This window comes from Mesorhizobium sp. f-mel, assembly GCF_053850215.1.
Genome location: NZ_JBSPTO010000015.1, coordinates 24,695 through 44,397 on the forward strand (window position 1 = coordinate 24,695; position 19,703 = coordinate 44,397).

The window sequence follows — 19,703 nt, forward strand, 5'->3', positions numbered from 1 at the left end:
CGAGTTTTGTCGCGTCAAAGCGCGTTGATCTTGTCGACCATCCCGGCAGGCCATTCCTTGGCGAGGTCAGAGGCAAGATATTGCTCCTGCACATGCTTGCGGAATGCTGCGACATCGGGCTCGTAGATCTTCAGGCCCTTGCCCTTGAATGTTTCAACGAGTTCCTTCTCGCGCGTCAGGTGTTTCTCTGTCGAGAAGTCGATCGCCTTGTCCGCCGCGGCCTGGACCTTTGCCTGCTTCTCGGCCCCCATCTCGTCCCACACCTTTTTCGAGATGCTGAGAAGGTCGAAACCGACAAGGTGCGAGGTAAGTACGATCTGCGACATGACCTCGTAGAACTTCATATTCTCGACGTTGGGCAGAGGGTTGTCCTGCCCGTCGATTGCGCCTGTCTGCAGGCCGGTATAGACCTCGGCGTAGGCCATTGGCGTAGGGTTCGCGCCGAGCGCCTGGCCGAGGAATTGCCAGGCTTCACCACCCGGCATACGCAACTTGATGCCGGCCAAATCGGCGGGAGTCTTGATTTCCTTGTCGGGCTTCAGGCCGACCTGGCGCAGGCCGAAATAGGTGGGGCCGAGCACCCTCACGCCGAGCTGGTCCTCGGTCATCTTCTTCAGCTCCGCCCCGGCATCGCTGGCAAAGAACGCCTTGAGGTGCGCGGCGTCACGGAACAGGTAGCCGGCGGTGACGATAGACCAGGCCGGAATTTGCTTGGAGATGTCCTGCGGGGCGACGTTGCCCATCTCAAGATTGCCGCGCTGGATGGCGACAAGTTCGGTGCCCTGCTTGAACAGGTTGCCGCCGTAATAACCCTCGAAGGCAAAGTCGTCCTTGATAGCGTCGGCGAACATTTTCATCATCTCGGCCCGGATGTCCTGTTCCGAGAACACGGCCGAGAAACGCAGCTTCGGCTTGTCCTGCGCGAAGGCGGGGACAGCGGTTCCGGCGGCGAGAGCGCCGGCGGCGACCATAAACAGGCGTCGGTTCATTTCAGCTTTCATGTCGATTTCCTCCCTGTGGTCTTCATATGATTATAGGCTTCATTGCCTTCATGCGGCGGCCTCGAAGTGATCTGCCATGGCGCGGCGGTCGGCCTTGCGCCCGGTGAAGAGTTCGAACGCGCGGACGGCCTGATAGATCGCCATGCCGATGCCCGGCAGCGTTCTGCAGCCGATCGTACGGGCCGCGACCAACAACTCCGTTTCGGTCGGAAAGTAGATTATGTCGGCGACCCATTTTTCGGTTGTCAGAAGAGCTGTGTCGAACGGTGTTCCGGGGTATTTCGCCATGCCCACCGGGGTCGTGTTGACGATGCCGTTTGCCATGCGCACGGCTGCGGCCGGGTCCGGCCACGTCTCGACGCGACCGCCAAACAAGGCGCCCATGCGCGACGCAAGATCCGAGGCGCGACTGGGTAGGCTGTCGAGGACGAACAGCCGGCCAACGCCCATTTCCATCAGGGCGTTTGCGACTGCGGCGCCCGCTCCGCCGGCGCCGAACATTGCGACGCAGCCCATCGATGCGCCAGTCATCGCTTCGCGAAAACTCTCCGCGAAACCCCAGCCGTCGGTGTTGTGGCCTTCCTTGCGTCCGCCAGTGAACACGACCGTATTCACCGCGCCTATTGCGCGCGCTTCCGGCGACAACGCATCCAGGACGGGAATGGCAGCCTGTTTAAACGGATGAGTGACGTTGAGACCCTGAAAGCCCGCAATTTGCGCCGCCGCGATCAAGTCGCCGATCGCCGCGTCCGGAAATCCGAGCCTGTCGAAATCGAGCAAAAGGTACGAATAGCCGATGCCAAGGCGCCGGGCTTCACGCTCGTGCATGCCGGGAGTGCGCGATGACTGAATGCCGCGTCCGACAAGGCCAATCACGACCTTTTCGCTGTCGCCGCTGGCGGCGCTCTTGTGCTCGTCCGCAAGACGGCAAAGGAGGTCGACAAGGCTGTCGCCCATCTCCGGAGATTCCTCCCTTTGCGGGCCGCCTCCTGGCCCACATGCGGCAATTCCTGGATCGCCCTTGTGTTCACGTCAAACGCGCCGATAAATAAGTCCGTCGCGATTTGCGAATGATGTACTAACTGGTTAGTTTAGTCAATTGCCGGCTGGCGCCGAGGCGGGAACCCAAATTGCATGGCCGTTATCAAGAACGAACGAAAGCCGAAGCCGGACACGAGCACGACGCGTATCCAGGACCCTGAGGGCACGCGCCGCAACATCCTGGAGATCGCCTCCAAGGAGTTTGCCCTGAACGGCTTGTCGGGCGCGCGCATAGACGAGATTGCGGCCCGTACACGCTTCAGCAAGCGCATGATCTACTACTACTTCGGCGACAAAGAGGGCCTCTACCTGCGCGCGCTCGAGAACGCGTATCGCCAGGTGCGCGAGGGCGAGGCCCAACTTGATATCGAAGGTCTGCCCCCCGTGGCGGCACTGACACGCCTGGTGGAGTTCACGTTCGACCACCATCACCGACACGAGGAATTCATCCGCATGGTGATGATCGAGAACATCCATCACGGCCAATACCTCGAACAATCGGATGCGATCCGCGAACTGAATGTGACTGCGATCGACCATATCTCTCGCATCTATTCGCGCGGTGTCGAAGAGGGGGTCTTCCGGCCGGGACTCGACGCGGTCGAACTCCATTGGCAAGTAAGCGCGCTGTGCTTCTTCAACGTTTCCAATCGCACCACCTTTTCGATGATCTTCGGACGCGACTTCGGCGCGCCGGCACAACTCGAGCGGCTCAAACGCAACAGCGTGGAGATGCTGTTGCGTTTTGTCGCCAAGGACGAAGCTCCCGCAGAACGCTGAGCGCGCCGAAACTTGCGATGCTGCCAGCGTTGCCCTAATTATGTACGAACTGGTTCGTTCATAACAAACCAGGGAGGAGGCGCGTTTGAAGACTTCGATCGCGACGGTGTCGATCGCCGGTGACCTGGCGGAGAAATTCGCGGCAATTTCCGCCGCGGGCTTCGACGGTATTGAAATCTTCGAGAACGATTTCCTCGCCTTTGACGGCTCACCGCGCGACGTCGGCCGAATGGCTGGTGACACAGGTCTGATCATAACGCTCTTCCAGCCGTTCAGGGACTTCGAGGGTTTGCCGGAGCCCCAGCGCAACCGCGCCTTTGATCGTGCCGAGCGCAAGTTCGACGTCATGCAGGAACTCGGCACCGACCTGATGCTGGTATGCTCGTCGGTGTCGCCGGTCTCGCTTGGCGGGATCGACCGGGCGGCCATGGACTTTCACGAGCTTGGCGAGCGCGCCGCCAAGCGCGGTCTGCGCGTCGGCTACGAGGCATTGGCCTGGGGGCGTCACGTCAACGATCATCGCGATGCGTGGGAAATCGTGCGCAGGACTGACCATCCGAACGTCGGGCTGGTTCTCGATTCCTTCCACACGCTGGCCCGCAGGATTGAACTCGGCTCCATCCGTTCGATACCCGCGGACAAGATCTTCATTGTCCAACTCGCCGACGCGCCGCTGATCGAAATGGACTTGCTCTATTGGAGCCGGCACTTCCGCAACATGCCAGGCGAAGGTGATCTGCCGGTGCGACAGTTCATGCAGGCGGTCGCGGCAACCGGTTATGACGGCTATCTGTCGCTCGAGATTTTCAACGACCAGTTCCGTGGCGGGTCGGCAAAAGCGATCTCCGTCGACGGACGGCGTTCGCTCGTATGGTTGATGGATCAGGTGCGGCGTGAAGAACCGGCACTTGACATGGCTATCCCGCCCATGCCCGACCGCATCGGGGTTGGAGGGGTCGAGTTCATCGAGTTCGCGGCCGATCGCCAGGACGCCGGACAGCTTGGATCGCTGTTGCGCATGCTCGGCTTTGTCGAGGCCGGTCGGCACGTCTCGAAGGAGGTCACGCTCTACCGCCAGGGCGAGATCAATGTTGTCATCAATACCGAGCGGCAGGGCTTTGCCCATTCTTCTTTTGTTGTCCATGGCACGTCGGCATACGCGATGGGCCTGAAGGTCGAGGACGCCGCTGCCACGGTTGCGCGCGCCGAGGCGCTGGGCGCGGAGGTCTTTCACCAACGGGTCGGGCCCGGCGAGTTGTCGATCCCGGCGATCCGCGGCGTCGGCGGCGGACTGATCTACTTCCTCGACGCCAAGACCGACCTGGCGAAGGTCTGGGACATAGAGTTCACGCCGGTCATGCCGACAAATCCCGGCAATGGCGTCGGCCTCACCCGCATCGATCATGTCGGGCAGACCATGGCACAGGAGGAGATGCCGAGCTGGCTGCTGTTCTATGTCTCGATCTTCAGGACGACCAAGACCCCCATGGTTGACATCGTCGACCCGGCTGGCCTCGTGCGCAGCCAGGTGATCGAAGGTCTGGACAAGCGCTTCCGCCTCACGCTGAATGGCGCCGAGAGTCACCGAACGCTGGCCGGCCATTTCATCGCCGAAACCTTTGGTTCCGGCGTCCAGCATCTGGCACTCGCGACGGATGACATCTTTGCGACGGCGGCGAAGCTGCAGGCCAACGGCTTCGAACCGCTTCAGATATCGATGAACTACTACGACGACGTAGAAGCGCGCTTCGGTTTGGATCCGGAGGTGGCCGATCGGTTACGCTCAGCCAACATCCTTTATGACCGCGACGACAACGGCGAATTTTTCCAGCTCTATGCGCCGACATTTGGAGAGGGGTTCATTATCGAGTTCGTTGAACGGCGCGGCGCTTATGCAGGATATGGTGCGCCGAACGCACCATTCCGCATTGCCGCGCAAAAACGGCTGATGCGGCCCAAAGGAATGCCAAAGGTATGACGGGTATGAACTTTGCTCGCATTAATGGCGCGACGATCCACTACCGGCATCGTCCCGCAGTTGGCAGGCCGACGGTCGTCTTCGCGAACTCGCTCGGCACGGATATGCGCATCTGGAACGAGGTCGAGCGAAGGCTCGCCGACGACTGTACGTTCGTTGCGTTTGACAAGCGCGGACACGGCCTGAGCGAACTGGGTGGCGCGCCGCAAACAATCGAGACCCATGCGACGGACCTTGCAGGGCTGCTCGACCATCTTGGCGTAAAGCGCGCGGTGATCTGCGGGCTTTCGATCGGCGGCGTCATTGCGCAATGCCTCTACAAGACGCGGTCGGATTTGATCGAGGCGTTGATCCTTTGCGATACGGCAGCGAAAATTGGTACGGCCGAGATGTGGAACGGGCGCATCAACGCGGCCCTGTCGGAGGGCATAGCGAGCTTTGCCGACGACGTGATGCGAAAATGGTTCACGCCGGATTTCCATAAGAATCGCGGCGAGGAACTTGCGGGTTATAAAACGATGCTGACGCGCCAGGATCCGGCCGGCTACACTGCTGCCTGCGCGGCTATCCGCGACGCCGATTTCACCGCTACGACCGCCGCGATCAAAGTGCCGACACTCTGCATTGTCGGCGATCAAGACGGATCGACGCCGCCTAAACTGGTGGAATCGCTGGCCCGCTCAATCCCCGCCGCACAGTTCGAGGTCATCGCCGGTGCGGGCCACATCCCATGCGTCGAGCGGCCGGAAAGGCTCGCCGGGCTAATCCGTGGCTTCCTGAACGACATGCGAAGAGAGCGCAAATGAGCAAGCCACAACACGGCGACCGATACGTCGAAGGGATGGCGACGCGCCGTTCGGTGCTGGGTGACGCCCATGTCGACCGCGCAGAGGCGGCCAAGACCGAATTCGACATTCCTTTCCAGGAACTGATCACGGAGGCTGCATGGAGCCACGTCTGGTCGCGGCCGAACATTACCAAGCGCGAGCGTTCTATGATCACCATCGCGCTGCTCGCCGCGCTGAAGCAGGACGAAGAGGTTGCGATGCATATCCGCGCCAGCGCCAATACCGGGGCGACGCGCGACGACATACGCGAAGCGCTGCTGCATGTGGCAATCTATGCCGGGGTACCGGCGGCAAATCATGCGATGAAGATCGCCAGGAAGACGTTCGACGAAATGGACGCTCAAGCCGGCAAATCATGACCAACTCGCGCTTTCCCGCCAACCGCACGCCGGAAATCGGCACCTTCTTTCAGCGCGACCGCAACTGGCATCCGCCGGCCTTCACGCCAGCCTACAAGACTTCCGTGCTGCGCTCGCCGCAACGGCCGCTTCTTTCCCTCGACAACACCCTGTCGGAGCTTACGGGGCCGGTCTTCGGCCACAATATTCTCGGTGAACTGGACAATGACCTCATACACAATTTTGCCGGGCCGGGCGAAAGCGCGATCGGGCCGCGCATCCTCGTCTATGGCCGCCTACTCGACGAGCGCGGCATCGGCGTCGCCGGTGCGCTGCTGGAGGTATGGCAGGCCAACGCCGGCGGACGCTATCGACACGAGAAGGAGACTTATCTCGCGCCACTCGATCCCAACTTCGGCGGCTGCGGCCGCACCATCACTGGCGAGGATGGCTCCTATTGTTTCCGCACGATCCAGCCGGGGCCGTATCCCTGGCCCAACGGACCCAACGACTGGCGTCCAGCTCACATCCATTTCTCGATCTTCGGGCACGGCTTCGCGCAGCGCTTGATCACCCAGATGTATTTCGAGGGCGACCCGATGATCTGGAGGTGCCCGATCGTGCGGACCATCAACGACCGCCGTGCGATTGAAGGCCTCACCGCCGCGCTCGACATGGAGGCAACGATACCGATGGATGCGCGGGCATACAAATTCGACATTGTACTGCGCGGCCGCCGCTCGACGCTGTTCGAAAACCGCATCGAGGGCAACTGATGGTCCAGGCTCTCGGTCGGCTGAAGGAAAGCGCCTCGCAGACCGCGGGACCCTACGTCCATATAGGGCTGACGCCCAACTTTGCCGGTATCTCGGGCGTCTATGAACGCGACCTTGGCACCGCGATGGTCAACGACAAGACCAGGGGCGAACGCATCAGGGTCAACATCCGGGTGATCGACGGCGCCGGATCGCCGCTGAAGGACGCGCTTGTCGAGATCTGGCAGGCGGACGCCGCCGGCATCTACAATTCGCCCTCGGATCTGCGCGGCTCCGCCGACCCGAATTTTACCGGCTGGGGCCGGCTGCCCACCGACATGACGACGGGCGAATGCATGTTCGAAACCATCAAACCCGGTCGCGTGCCCTTTTTTGACGGCCGCAAGATGGCGCCGCATCTGACTGTCTGGATCGTCGCGCGCGGAATCAACATTGGCCTCCACACCCGCATGTATTTCAGCGACGAGGAAACGGCCAACGCCGAGGATCCCGTCCTGATGCGCATTGAGCAAAGAGAGCGCGTGTCGACGCTGGTCGCGCCGCGCGACGGCGACATCTATAAGTTCGACATTCATCTCCAGGGCATTAACGAGACGGTCTTCTTCGACATATGATCGCAGCATTCGACAATCCCCTCCTGTCCGGGCTTCTCGGCGATGAGAAGATGGCGACGCTGCTCGGCGTCGAGGCCGAACTTGCGACGATGCTGCAATTCGAGAAAGCGCTCGCCGACGCAGAAGGTGCACTCGGCATCGTCCCGGCGGCTGCAGCAAGCGCAATCGGACGCGTCCTCGACAACTTCCGGCCGGAAATCCAGGCCCTGAGGGACGGAACGGAGCGCGACGGCGTCATGGTGCCGGAGCTCGTGCGGCAGATTAGGCATGCTGTGGGAGAGCCGCATTCGGAGCATGTGCATTTCGGTGCGACTAGCCAGGACGTGATCGACACGGCCATGATCCTGAGAATTCGCGCCTGTATCGACCTATTGGAAGAACGGCTTTCGGCTCTGGTGGTCGCCTTCGCCGATCTCGGCCATCGGTTTGGCGATCGCCCGCTGATGGCCCGAACCCGAATGCAGGCAGCGATTCCGATTTCCGTAGCCGACCGCGTCACAAGCTGGCGCGAACCGCTCGTGCGCCACCTCGAGCGGCTTCAATCGGTGCGAGGATCGGTTCTCGTCATCCAGTTCGGCGGCGCCGTCGGGACACTCGAGAAGTTCGCAAACAAGGACGCCGCCATCCGTGCCGCGCTGGCCCTGCGGCTAAGCCTCGGCGACGCGCCGCAATGGCACAGCCAGCGCGACCGCATCGCTGAACTCGCCAACTGGCTGTCGCTTGTGACGGGCGGCCTCGGCAAATTCGGGCAGGACATTGCGCTGATGGCGCAGGCAGGCGACGAGCTCCAACGGGCGGGCGGCGGTTCATCGTCCGCCATGGCGCACAAGCGCAATCCCATCGACGCCGAGATGCTGGTGACGCTTGCCCGCTACAACGCAGTCCAATTGTCGGGAATGCATCATGCGCTGATCCATGAGCAAGAGCGCTCTGGTGCAGCCTGGACGCTGGAATGGTTGATCTTGCCGCAGATGCTCATGGCGGCTGGAGCATCGACCTGTGTTGCGGACAGGCTGGTCCGAACCATAGCGGCAATCGGAGGCAAGGTTGACTGATCCCACTAGTCTAGAACTCGGTTAACCCTGCCCGGGGTGGGGTTGGAGAATGACTGGGCGTCCCGGCATGACCCTTGGATCGTGCTCGTGCGAGAAAAATCAAACTGAGTACTGCGGGGAAAGCGAAGCTCGATTGGCCCACTTCACAGCAAAGTTGGCCATAAGGTATTGGGGGCCCGGAGGTGTGCCGGGAACGTTGATTTCATGGCTTTCTCGTGGGCCAAAATCAGAACTCTTCCCGTATCGTTCGGTATAGTTCCGCGACAGCCAAACAGTCGAAGATAGCGACCCTATCCTCCCTCGCGCCAACAGCCGCCGATCTTGCCCTCCTGGTGCAACAGACCGGAGCGTACCGAACACCTCGCCGGCGCGCTCGATCGGATACGCAGCAGCGCGACGTCCATACAATTGCGCTGCAGGCTGCCTCGCCATTGATGGACGCGGGGTCACGCCAGCGCGCGGCGCCACCCGCCGCCCAAGTGCCGATCCCGATGCGCGGTACCGAGCGGCGATCCCAAAGCTCCATCATCTGGATGCCCCGCCTCCATTATCTCAACGACGCAGGCTGGCGTGGCGGGCATGCTCGCGGATCTCTTCGCGAGAAATGCCAGCATCCGCCAGTGTGCTGTCTGGGGCCTGCGTCAAGCTTGCAAGCGTCTGGCGATAGGCAAGCCAGCGGGCGAAACGGTGTCGAAGTTTATACAACATGATCGTCTCCTTTGGCGCAGAATGCCCGCGCGCTTGGGTTGGTCGAAAGCGCAAAGCATCTGCGCGAAGCGCTGTGCGATCGAAAGGATTACGCTGGCTTTTTGGCCAGCCGAGGCGGCTTGTCACTGTCCCTCCAAGCAGGATTGTCCAACGTCTCCAATGCCTGCATACTTGCGTGTGATGCCCGCTTCGCGCTACAGCCACGGTCGCAAGGAGTTTTTCATTTCTGTAAAATGGATATCGACTGGGACGATCTGAGGTTGTTTGATGCGGGCGCACCAGCCGCTGTTTCGCGGCGAGACGCCGATCCGGTAAGCCTCACGCGTCGATCGGCCGCCAGTTGAGCCGCATGCTGGCACTCATGCCCCGGCCGGGCTCCAGCGCCGTCCGGCCTAGGCCGTCCCAGTCGGGTCATGAAGGCTCGGATGAGCCCTGACGCCCCTTACTGCGCAATGGGGAGGGAAATCCTGCGCAGGGCGCGATCACGCCCGGTCTATGTAGCTGCGCCCCACCCATGCGCCGCCTATAACACGAAGAAGTCGTCCACTGTGAGGAATGTGCTCGGGTCCACGGCGGCAAACTTGACAGCCGCCGCTCCTCCTGCCCCGTCCACATCGAACAGCAGATCGCCGGTCTGCTTGTCGTAAACGATGTGGTCGCTGTCATCCATGGCGTGCTTGCCGACGACGAAAACCGCAGCGAAAAGCGAGCCGGCCGACAGCCCGACGAATGCGGAGCTGTCCAGCCAGAACACATCGTCGAGCGCATTGAAGTCTTCTATCCTGTCGTAGTTCGCCGGCCCAAGTGCGTCGAACACGAAGACATCGCTGCCCCCCTCGCCGGCCAGCCGGTCGCGGCCGGCGCCGCCGTTGAGGTGTCGTCGCCAGCACCACCTCGCATGTCGTCGGAGCCGGCGCCGCCGTCGAGGACGTCGTCGCCAGTGTCACCGCGGACGCCGTCTGCGCTCTCACCACCGCTGATCTCGTCATCGCCAGCGCCGCCCTTCAGCCAATCGGTGCCCGCGCCTCCAATGATGTCGTCCGCGCCCGCGCCGCCGAACAGCTGGTCGTGGCCGGCACCGCCGTCGAGCGTATCGTTGAACGGGGTGCCGCTGATGCGGTCGCCCCCGCCCAGCGCGGCGACGAGCACGGCATGATCATGGCTTGCGTAGCTCGCGCTGTTTTTGGCGTCGGTCAGGGTAATGGATTCGGCCGGCGGAGTGACGGTGATCGTAATCGTCGCCACATTGCTGTTGCCCTGGCCGTCCGTAGCGTAAACCGTAAAGCTGTCGGTGCCGATGAAGCCGGCCTCCGGTGTGTAGTCGAACAGGTTTCCGCTCAGAAAATCCGCATGATAGTGCAGGGTAGAGCCATAATGACCCTGGTGAAACGGGTAGTAGTTACCGTCGAAACTCGTCTCCTGCTCCAGGGTGCCGCTGTCCGGCCCGTCCAAGACGATAAAGTTCAAGAGATCGTAGTCGGCATCTGTCGCGCTGAACTTGACGTCGTCGAGAGATTGCGCCTCCGAAATCGACAAGTCCAGGTCGGCAACGGTGGGCGCGTGATTAACGAAGGTGTCGGACTGAAGCACGCCCCCTTTCAAGATGATCTGGTGCTGACCGTATTGGGTGTTTTCGCCGCCGAAATATTCGTTCGCCCCGATCCATGTCACGGTAAGGTCGTCGGGGCTGTCGGCGCTGATCGAGACGATCTGGACCGACTGGAAGGCCGCCTGGTCGGACACGGTGCGGAGAAAATTGCCTTCGTTGTCGAAGACCTGCGTTTCCACTGTCGTCCAAGTTTCGGTCCTGCCCTCGTGGGTGAAGCTGGTGATGGTGAAGAAGCCGTCAAAGACATCGACCGAAGCTAGTTCGATCCCACCGAAAGGGAAATCCGGCTTTGCGCCTATCGGTCCGATTACGTCGCCGTCTGTTTCCGTAATGCTGAAAAGGACCGAGTCAGGGGTCGGATTGGGATTCTCGGGTTCGTTCCATACGATGAGTTCACTGCCATTGCTTAAGGTCGGCATCTTCCTTGCCTTTGCGCCTGGACGTGCTGCGGATGCCCCCAATTCCAACAGTAACATGTTACGCGAGACGGATCGGTGACAAACCCAACCGCCCTTCGCCTTCTTCGAATGTGGTTAATTCCGAACTGTCTGATTGGATTCGGCAATGGGTCGACGCTGGCGAAATCCAGTTGGCGATGCGGCGAGCCGACGAGATGCGGTCGTGCTGAGGCATCAGGCACTGCGGACGCGAAACGATCTCTGCTCCAAAAGATAGTTCGCAGCACCACCCTCAAGCCCGGATCATTGACCATCGAACTGGATCGCCGCTCGCTGTCGGAATTGCTTCTCGACCGGAGTCTACCGGGAGATAGCGCCCAGGTCACTTCCATCGAATGTGCAATCGGTATGAGGCGGCGTGGCGTCGAAACCCGGATCGTCCTTACAGACGGATCTCACGGCAACCGAGAACCTGACGGCGCTTTGATTGACCTTTTGCGTCGAGCCCACTTATATCTCGGCCAACTTACGGACGGAGCCGGCCGCAGCCTCACCGACGTTGCCATGCTCAACGGCACCGACACATCCGAGGTCAGCCGCCTCCTGCCTTTCGCTTTCCTTGCCCCGAAAATTGCTGCCAGTATCGTTGCAGGTGATCAACCTGTCGAACTAACGGCGCACAGGCTCTCGCGCGTCTCTGACCTGCCACACGCCTGGACCAGCCAGGGTGCCCTCCTCGGCTTCTGACACAATCCGGCGTGCATCTGGCGGATCAGCCAACCATCGCTTTGCCAAACAGTTGGCTACGCTATTCGCCCGACAGAGACGGACGGCCAAAGTCAGGTGTTTTGGACGCTCACTGCGGCGTCTCAGCCAAGTGTTGCCCCAATACCGGGCGCTCACCCACGGAAATGCCGGAGCTATTCTGAGACGGATGGAAACCCCGGAAATCGGGTGGACTGGATGGTAGGCCGGAGGACATATTAAGACTGTTGATTTCGTTGTGTTTTTCGTGGCCCGAAATCGAAAAAGCTCCCCGTATCATTCCGTTTGGTTCCGCGACAATTAGTATCGATGAAGACGCGCCCTTTCGGTTAGGAAGGCCGGCCATCGCCGCCGATAACTTTGTCCAGTTCGCTGCCACGAAGACGATTTCGGCGTAGAACGGCTGTAGGCCTGGGCCGAGGTCGGAATGCCCTGCCCCGGCGGCTAAATAAACGCCGCCAAGTACCCGGCGCAGAACTCGGAACGATGACGTCTTGCACCGTAGCATCGGTTTCTTCAAGGTAGGGCAACAACGGACATAGATGTCGTTGCTTGCCGATTTGACCGGAAGGCCACTCATGATTCGACGATTGGGAGCCAGGAACCTGGCGCGCCTGGCACGACGTCTCGGAGATCTGACGGCGATGTTAGTCCTGATTGCCAGGCCGCTCGTCTTTGGGATCGCCCTCTTGTTGGCCGGTCCGGCTCAGGCGCAGGCGCCGGCGACCGTCCCGCCTGAAAGGGTCAAACAGCTATTCGACCTTCTCGACGATCCGTCGGTGAAGGCCTGGGTGGCCGAACAACGAAATCAGGACGCCGGGTCAACCGGAGCGCCCGCCGAGGCAGGAGCTTCGCCGACCGACACATCGTCCGACGCCGTTGCCGCACCAGGCCAGATGAATACGATGGCATCCTCGACGCTCGATCGGATCAGGCATCATATCGAAACAATCGTGCAAACTTTGCCCCTGCTGCCAGGGCAGTTCGCGCACGTTCGGGCAAAGACCATGGAGGATATGTCCAGCAAGGGGTCTGCTGGCGTATTCATGCTGATTGCGATGTTCATCGCAGCCGGCCTGGCGCTCACTTGGGCAACCTACAAGTTCACCCGTCCATTTCGTCTTTGGATTATCGCGCAACCGAAGGATACGCCCATTGGGCGAGCCAAGAAGATTGGTGGTCGCGCGCTTTATTCCAGCATGCTGATCGTCTCGTTCGCATTGGGCAGCGCCGGCGCGTTCATGCTCTTCGACTGGCCAATGCTTATCCGCGAGATTGTACTGACATTTCTGATGGCGGCAGTCGTTACATGGGGTGCGCGCATGTACGTCATGGCCGTGCTCGTCCCTTCCTTCATGAACGTCGAGAACGCCGTCGAGGTTCGTGCTTTGCCGATCACCAACGAAGCGGCTGACCATTGGTCCTATTGGCTACCCCGGATCGTCGGCGTCTTCGCCTTCTTCGGCGCCGCGTTCATCCTCTTGCCCGGTCTCGGCATCGATCAGGACGGAATGATGGTCCTGTCACTGGGCGCCGATTTCGTACTGCTTTTGCTCTTTCTGCTTGCCGTTTGGCGTCGGCCAAGAACGCAGCGAGACGGTGCGCACCACTCGGGGGCGACATGGTTATTGACTGCTTATTTCGTCGCTCTGTTCCTGCAGCGCATCGCCGGCCTTTATGTATTCTTCTGGTTTACCTTCGCCGCATTCTTCCTGCCTTTGGCAATCGTGCTGACGCAGCGCGGGGTTAATTTCGTCCTGCGGCCGGGTTCGGAAGATTTCGGCCGGCCTACGATCCCGGCGGTGACGATCGCTGTCGTCGATCGCGGAATCCGGATGATTTTGATCCTGGCGGCGGCCTACTTTCTCGCGCGTGTTTGGGGCCTGAACATGCAATCCATGCGGGACAGCGATACGACGACGACGTTAATATTGCGCGGCTTGATCAATGTCGTGGTCATTGCCCTCGCAGCCGATTTCGGCTGGTCTATCATCAAGGCTTTGATCGAGCGAAAGCTGGGCATCGAAATACCGCACGCGGTGATCGGCGACGAGGAAGTCCGGACCCTCGATCCGCATCAGGCGCGGCTGCATACGCTGTTGCCGATCATCCAAAACATTCTGCTTGCATTGATCGTCGTGATGGCAGTGTTGATGATGCTCGCCTCGATGGGTATCCAGATCGGCCCGCTGATCGCCGGCGCTGGCGTCGTCGGCGTCGCCGTGGGTTTTGGCGCACAAACCATCGTCAAGGACGTGATCTCAGGCGTGTTTTATCTGCTCGACGATGCTTTTCGCGTCGGCGAATACATTTCATCGGGCAGCTACAGGGGTACGGTGGAGAGCTTTTCGTTGCGCTCGGTGAAGCTGCGCCACCATCGTGGACCGCTCTTCACCATACCGTTCGGCGAACTCGGGGCAGTCCAGAACCAGAGTCGTGACTGGGTTACCGACAAATTCAACATCACCGTTGGCTATGACACCGATATCGACTTCGCGCGCAAGTTGATCAAGCGAATCGGCCTCGAACTGGCAGAAGATCCGGAGTTCAAGCCCTGGGTGCTCGAGCCGATCAAGATGCAGGGCGTACAGGAGTTCGGCGAGTACGGCATCGTATTGAGGGTCAAGGCCACAACCCGACCCGGAGGCGCCTTCGGTATGAAGCGCAAATTCTATGTACGCATCCGCCAGGTCTTCAAGGAGCAGGGCATCGAACTCCCATTTCCGACCGTCCAGGTCCAGGGGCTACAGAACCCACATGGGGCAGAAAATGCGCCGTTGGAGATCACACCCGAGTTGGAAATGGCCGTCGCGCAGTCGCACACCAATCGGCGCAGAAAAAAAGCTAGCACAACGGAGTAGGAAAGCTGTGACACCTGCCGGTCACAGCGCGGCTTTCCACGGCGAGGATTTCGACAACGACGTGCGCATTGCGCTGCTCGTTCGGCCAGCCGCCGGCATGGCAATCGACGCCTGGAAAGTTGTATTCGCACCCAGGTCCGCACCAGCGCAAGTCACGCCATGTGCCAACCAAGATCGTTGCCAACGCGGCGCGGAGGCGATCCGCCGCACGTCGGGATGCGCAATGGCTCGTCAGATCCGCTTTAGCTCGAGCGCATGGCGATGCCTACGCAGCGGATAAACGCGAGATGTGCGTTCGCGCTCCCCGGTTAGCCGAGTCCTTGTCAAGGTTGATGATGTTCGATGTTTGTTCTATAGCAAGCTGTCGGTTGTGGTGGTCAGTTCAAAAAATTGATTTGTGCGGCACACCCGCTGCCTAGATGTTACGGACTTCGCATGAAGGGCCGACTACGAGGGGTAACCATGGTTCACACTGAACGCCTCCGCCACGATTCTCTGGCCGCCCCCTCCAGCAGAAACGTCCCTGCAAAATGGCTCGCCGCCGCGGCCTTCGCGGCGATCGGCTTGCTCGCGGCCCCGGCCGCACAGGCGCAGGAAGCGCCTCCCGCGCCCGTCGTCACGGTAGCCAAGCCGCTGGTGCGCGATATCGTCGAGGACGATGAGTTCGTCGGCCGTTTCGAAGCCGTCGACCAGGTTTCGCTGCGCTCCCGCGTCGGCGGCTATCTCGACCAGGTCCATTTCCAGGACGGTACGCTGGTCAAGCAGGGCGACCTCCTGTTCACCATCGACCAGCGGCCGTTCAAGGCGGCGCTGAACCAGGCGCAGGCGCAGGTCGACTCGGCCAAGACCCTGGTCGAGTTCAGCAAGATGCAGTTCGAGCGCGCCGAGACCCTGTCGCGCGAAGGCAACATACCGGTTTCGACACTGGACGACCGCCGCCGCGAATATCTCGCCGCCCAAGCGCAACTGGACGGCGCGGAGGCGGCACTTGAAAACGCAAGTCTCGATCTCGAATTCACCGAGATCAAGGCGCCGTTTTCCGGCCGGGTCGACCGCCGGCTCATCTCGCCGGGCAATCTGGTGCAGGCCGACCAGACCGTGCTGACCACCATCGTCTCGATCGACCCGATCGACTTCTATTTCGACATCGATGAGCGGACCTACTTCTCTTATGCGCGCGACGCCCGCGAGCGCGGCGGCGTCATGCAGGAGGGCGCCGGCGGCGTCGATGTTGTCGTCCGTGTCGCCGACCGTGATGAAGCGACGTTCAAGGGCAAGCTCGACTTCGCCGAGAACCGTCTGGACGAAGCTACCGGCACGATGCGGGCCAGGGCGCGCTTCGACAACAAGGACGGCGTGCTGCAGCCGGGCATGTTCGGCCGCATCAACGTGCCCGGCTCGCTGCCGCATCCGGGCGTGCTTCTGCCTGATGAGGCGATCGGCGCCGACCAGAACCGCCGCATCGTCTTCGTTGTCGACGAGGCAGGCCTGATCTCGGCCAAGCCGGTCCGCACCGGCCCGCGCATCGACGGCTATCGCGTTATCCGCGAGGGCCTCACCGGCGAAGAGACAGTGGTAATCAACGGGCTGGTGCGAGTGCGGCCGGGCGTCACCGTCAAGTCCGAGATGACCACGTTGCCGCCCAAGGGTGAAGCCGAAGGGCAGACGCAATGAACTTCGCCCATTTCTTCGTCAACCGCCCGATCTTCGCGGCGGTGCTGTCGATCGTGCTCGTGATCGTCGGCGGCATCGCCTATACGCAGCTTCCGGTCGCGCAATATCCCGAAATCGCGCCACCGACCATCGTGGTGCGCGCCTCCTATCCGGGCGCCGACGCCGAGACGGTCGCCGCGACCGTGGCGACGCCGATTGAACAGGAAATCAACGGCGTCGAGCACATGCTCTACATGTCGTCCTATTCCTCCGGCGAAGGCTCGATGTCGCTCACCATCACCTTCCGCCCCGGCACCGATCTCGACGCGGCGCAGGTGCTCGTCCAGAACCGCGTCTCGATCGCCGAAGCGCGCCTGCCGGAAGAGGTGCGCCGGCTCGGCATCACCACGGCGAAAAGTTCGCCCGACCTGATGATGGTCATCCATATGCTGTCGCCCGACGACACATATGATCAGCTCTACGTCTCGAATTATGCGCGTTCGCGCGTGCGCGACGTCCTGCTGAGACTGGACGGCGTCGGGGATGTGCAGATCTTCGGCGAGCGCGAATATTCGCTGCGCGTCTGGCTCGACCCGGAAAAGCTGTCCGCCTACGGCATGACCGCAGGCGACGTAGTCCAGGCGCTGCGCGACCAGAACGTCCAGGTGTCGGGCGGCTCGATCGGCGCGCCGCCGATTGGCGACGGCTCGGCCTTCCAGTATACGGTCACCACGCAAGGGCGCTTCGAAGACGCGCGCGACTTCCGCTATGTCATAGTCAAGTCGACCGAGGACGGCCGCTTGATCTCCCTGCAGGACGTGGCGCGCATAGAGCTCGGCGCCAGGGACTACGTCACCAATTCCTATCTCAACAACAAGGCGGCGGTGGCGCTCGGCATCTTCCAGCGGCCGGGCACCAATGCCTTGGCCTCGGCGGAAGAAATCCAGAAGACCATCGCGGAGCTTTCGGAGGATTTCCCGGAGGGGCTGGCCTACGAGATCATCTACAATCCGACCGAGTTCATCGCCGAATCTATCAACGAGGTCTATGTCACCATCGCCGAGGCGATCCTGCTGGTGGTGATCGTCATCATCGTGTTCCTGCAGTCATGGCGCATGGCGATCGTGCCGATCGTGGCGATACCGGTCTCGCTGATCGGCACGCTTGCCGTGCTGCTCGCCTTCGGCTTCTCGCTCAACATGCTCACTCTGTTCGGGCTGGTGCTGGCGGTCGGCATCGTTGTCGACGACGCCATCGTGGTTGTGGAAAATATCGAGCGGAACATCCGGCTGGGGCTCGCTCCGCGCGCCGCTGCGCACAAGACCATGGATGAAGTGGGAAACGCGGTCCTCGCGATCTCGCTGGTGCTGATCTCCGTCTTCGTTCCGGCGGCTTTCATTCCCGGGATTTCCGGCCAGTTCTACCTGCAGTTCGCCATCACCATCGCGGTCTCCACCGCGATCTCCGCATTCAACTCGCTGACGCTTTCGCCGGCCCTCGCTGGCGTGCTTTTCAAGCCGCACAGCGAGGAACATTCGAACTTCTTCCTGGCAAGGTTCGGCCGCGCTCTGGCGAACGGGTTCAACAACGGGTTCGACAGGATGGCGCACGGCTATGCGTGGCTGGTGCACAGACTGGTCGGCACGACTCTGGCGCTTGCCGCCATGCTGCTCGTCTTCGCAGGCCTGCTCTACGCGACCTATCACATGCTGCAGACGGTGCCGCGCGGCTTCATCCCGAACATGGACCAGGGTTATGCGATCGTCGTCGTGCAATTGCCGGAGGGCTCTTCGCTCGCCCGAACGGACGCAGTCATCCAGAAGGCGTCGGATATCATCCGCAAGACGCCGGGTGTCGCCAACGCCGTCGCCTTCGCAGGATTCAACGGCGCGACATTCACCAACGCCAGCAATTCCGGCGTGATCTTCGCGCCATTCAAGAGCTTCGAGGAACGGCTCGAGAGCGGCGATACTTCCGACAAGATCATCGGCACGCTGTTTGGCAGCCTGCAAAGCATCCAGGAGGCCTTCATCATCGCGCTGCCGCCGCCGCCAGTGCGGGGCATCGGCAACTCCGGCGGCTTCAAGATGATGCTCCAGGAGCGCAACAGCGCCGACATGCTGCCGATTCTGGCGCTGGCCAACGAAATCGCCGGCAAGGCCAACCAGACGCCCGGGTTGATGGGCGTCTTCACCACCTTCTCGGCGTCCAGCCCGCAATTCTTCCTGGCGATCGACCGCGACAAGGCGCGTATGCTGAACGTGCCGATCCCCAACATCTTCGAGACGCTGTCGATCAATCTAGGCACCGCCTATGTCAACGATTTCAATGCCTTCGGTCGCGTCTACCAGGTGCGGGCGCAAGCCGACCAGGCTTTCCGCATCGATCGCGACGACATATTGAAGCTGAAGGTGCGCTCGGCGGCCGGCGACCTGGTGCCGCTCGGCACACTGATCGAGATCCGCGACGTCACCGGTCCCTCGCTCGTGCAGCGCTACAACATGTATGTCTCCGTGCCGCTGCAGGGCAATGCAGCGCCGGGTGTCGCCACGGGCACGGCGCTCGACCTGATGGAGGGGATCGCAGCCGAATCGCTGCCGCAGGGCACTTCCTTCGAATGGACTGAACTCGCCTTCCAGGAGCGGCAGACCGGCAACACGGCGGTCTTCATCTTCGGCCTGTCGGTTCTGTTCGTCTTTCTGGCGCTCGCCGCGCTATACGAAAGCTGGATTACGCCCTTCGCCATCGTGCTTATCGTCCCGCTCAGCGTGCTGGCGGCCCTCCTGGGCGTCGCCTTCCGCGGTCTCGACAACAACATCCTCGTGCAGATCGGGCTAATCGTGCTCATCGGCCTGGCGGCGAAGAACGCGATCCTGATCGTCGAGTTCGCGCGCCAAGGTGAGGAGCGCGGCCTTGACCCCGTCGAGGCGGCTGTCGAGGCCTGCCGGCTGCGGCTGCGGCCGATCCTGATGACGGCATTCGCCTTTATCCTGGGCGTGGTGCCGCTGGTGATCGCCAGCGGGCCTGGCGCGGAAATGCGCCAATCGCTCGGCACGGCCGTGTTCTCCGGCATGCTGGGCGTGACGTTGTTCGGCCTCTTCCTGACGCCGGTCTTCTACGTTGCTCTGCGCAGGACATTCCGGCGCAGGCGGCCTGAAGCCGGCCCGACCCTGGCTTCCGAGAGCGGCGCAGCCGAGTAGACGCCGAGCCGATGAGGCGCCGAGCTACCCCAACTCGAACCGAAAGGCCGCAGATCTGGTGTCTGGCGCTGCGCTCCC

17 protein-coding genes are annotated in these 19,703 nt (G+C 61.5%); 12 read left to right on the forward strand and 5 right to left on the reverse strand.

Annotated elements, in window-relative coordinates; translation table 11 throughout:
• Positions 1-14: 14 nt before the first annotated feature.
• Both dctP and ACWUKX_RS18780 read right to left on the reverse strand, forming a co-directional pair.
• Positions 15-1,001 (reverse strand): TRAP transporter substrate-binding protein DctP, encoded by a 987-nt coding sequence (gene dctP / locus ACWUKX_RS18775; protein WP_456008345.1) that lies wholly within the window; start codon positions 999-1,001, stop codon positions 15-17.
• Between the two features lie 48 nt (positions 1,002-1,049).
• Complete coding sequence (locus ACWUKX_RS18780) at positions 1,050-1,958, reverse strand: shikimate dehydrogenase (protein ID WP_456008346.1); 909 nt, start codon at positions 1,956-1,958, stop codon at positions 1,050-1,052.
• Positions 1,959-2,135: 177 nt separating this feature from the next.
• Between ACWUKX_RS18780 and ACWUKX_RS18785 the strand changes: the two genes are divergently transcribed.
• The 7 genes from ACWUKX_RS18785 (at position 2,136) to ACWUKX_RS18815 (ending at position 8,431) form a co-directional block, all read left to right on the forward strand.
• Positions 2,136-2,822, forward strand: a complete 687-nt coding sequence (locus ACWUKX_RS18785; protein ID WP_287158738.1) for a TetR/AcrR family transcriptional regulator — start codon at positions 2,136-2,138, stop codon at positions 2,820-2,822.
• 85 nt (positions 2,823-2,907) lie between these two features.
• Positions 2,908-4,800 (forward strand): bifunctional sugar phosphate isomerase/epimerase/4-hydroxyphenylpyruvate dioxygenase family protein, encoded by a 1,893-nt coding sequence (locus tag ACWUKX_RS18790; RefSeq protein WP_456008348.1) that lies wholly within the window; start codon positions 2,908-2,910, stop codon positions 4,798-4,800.
• A 5-nt stretch (positions 4,801-4,805) separates the two neighbouring features.
• Positions 4,806-5,606: a 3-oxoadipate enol-lactonase gene (gene pcaD, locus ACWUKX_RS18795; protein ID WP_456008458.1), complete on the forward strand. Its 801-nt coding sequence runs from the start codon at positions 4,806-4,808 to the stop codon at positions 5,604-5,606.
• Positions 5,603-6,007: a 4-carboxymuconolactone decarboxylase gene (gene pcaC, locus ACWUKX_RS18800; RefSeq protein WP_456008349.1), complete on the forward strand. Its 405-nt coding sequence runs from the start codon at positions 5,603-5,605 to the stop codon at positions 6,005-6,007. Before pcaD ends, pcaC begins: the two co-directional genes overlap by 4 nt.
• Positions 6,004-6,762: a protocatechuate 3,4-dioxygenase subunit beta gene (gene pcaH / locus ACWUKX_RS18805; protein WP_456008351.1), complete on the forward strand. Its 759-nt coding sequence runs from the start codon at positions 6,004-6,006 to the stop codon at positions 6,760-6,762. The genes pcaC and pcaH overlap by 4 nt, the downstream gene beginning before the upstream one ends.
• Entirely contained in the window at positions 6,762-7,376 is a 615-nt protein-coding gene (gene pcaG, locus ACWUKX_RS18810) for a protocatechuate 3,4-dioxygenase subunit alpha (protein ID WP_192355342.1), read from the forward strand. Before pcaH ends, pcaG begins: the two co-directional genes overlap by 1 nt.
• Positions 7,373-8,431, forward strand: a complete 1,059-nt coding sequence (locus tag ACWUKX_RS18815; protein ID WP_456008353.1) for a 3-carboxy-cis,cis-muconate cycloisomerase — start codon at positions 7,373-7,375, stop codon at positions 8,429-8,431. Before pcaG ends, ACWUKX_RS18815 begins: the two co-directional genes overlap by 4 nt.
• 552 nt (positions 8,432-8,983) lie before the next feature.
• Here ACWUKX_RS18815 and ACWUKX_RS18820 read toward each other — a convergent pair.
• Positions 8,984-9,139: a DUF1127 domain-containing protein gene (locus tag ACWUKX_RS18820; RefSeq protein WP_456008354.1), complete on the reverse strand. Its 156-nt coding sequence runs from the start codon at positions 9,137-9,139 to the stop codon at positions 8,984-8,986.
• Positions 9,140-9,150: 11 nt separating this feature from the next.
• Here ACWUKX_RS18820 and ACWUKX_RS18825 point away from each other — a divergent pair, with 11 nt between their 5' ends.
• Positions 9,151-9,483, forward strand: coding sequence for a hypothetical protein (locus ACWUKX_RS18825; RefSeq protein WP_456008356.1), 333 nt, complete (start codon positions 9,151-9,153; stop codon positions 9,481-9,483).
• 179 nt (positions 9,484-9,662) lie between these two features.
• Here the strand turns inward: ACWUKX_RS18825 and ACWUKX_RS18830 are convergent, their stop codons facing one another.
• Positions 9,663-9,956 carry a hypothetical protein gene (locus ACWUKX_RS18830; RefSeq protein ID WP_456008358.1) on the reverse strand — a complete coding sequence of 98 codons (294 nt, stop codon included), beginning with the start codon at positions 9,954-9,956 and terminating at the stop codon, positions 9,663-9,665.
• Entirely contained in the window at positions 9,917-11,167 is a 1,251-nt protein-coding gene (locus tag ACWUKX_RS18835; RefSeq protein WP_456008359.1) for a calcium-binding protein, read from the reverse strand. Before ACWUKX_RS18835 ends, ACWUKX_RS18830 begins: the two co-directional genes overlap by 40 nt.
• A 285-nt stretch (positions 11,168-11,452) precedes the next feature.
• Between ACWUKX_RS18835 and ACWUKX_RS18840 the strand changes: the two genes are divergently transcribed.
• From ACWUKX_RS18840 to ACWUKX_RS18855, 4 genes are all read left to right on the forward strand, one after another.
• Positions 11,453-11,893 carry a hypothetical protein gene (locus tag ACWUKX_RS18840; RefSeq protein WP_456008361.1) on the forward strand — a complete coding sequence of 147 codons (441 nt, stop codon included), beginning with the start codon at positions 11,453-11,455 and terminating at the stop codon, positions 11,891-11,893.
• A gap of 560 nt (positions 11,894-12,453) precedes the next feature.
• Complete coding sequence (locus ACWUKX_RS18845; RefSeq protein ID WP_456008363.1) at positions 12,454-14,772, forward strand: mechanosensitive ion channel family protein; 2,319 nt, start codon at positions 12,454-12,456, stop codon at positions 14,770-14,772.
• A 462-nt stretch (positions 14,773-15,234) separates the two neighbouring features.
• Positions 15,235-16,446 (forward strand): efflux RND transporter periplasmic adaptor subunit, encoded by a 1,212-nt coding sequence (locus ACWUKX_RS18850; RefSeq protein WP_456008365.1) that lies wholly within the window; start codon positions 15,235-15,237, stop codon positions 16,444-16,446.
• Complete coding sequence (locus ACWUKX_RS18855) at positions 16,443-19,625, forward strand: efflux RND transporter permease subunit (protein ID WP_456008367.1); 3,183 nt, start codon at positions 16,443-16,445, stop codon at positions 19,623-19,625. Before ACWUKX_RS18850 ends, ACWUKX_RS18855 begins: the two co-directional genes overlap by 4 nt.
• Positions 19,626-19,703 lie beyond the last annotated feature (78 nt).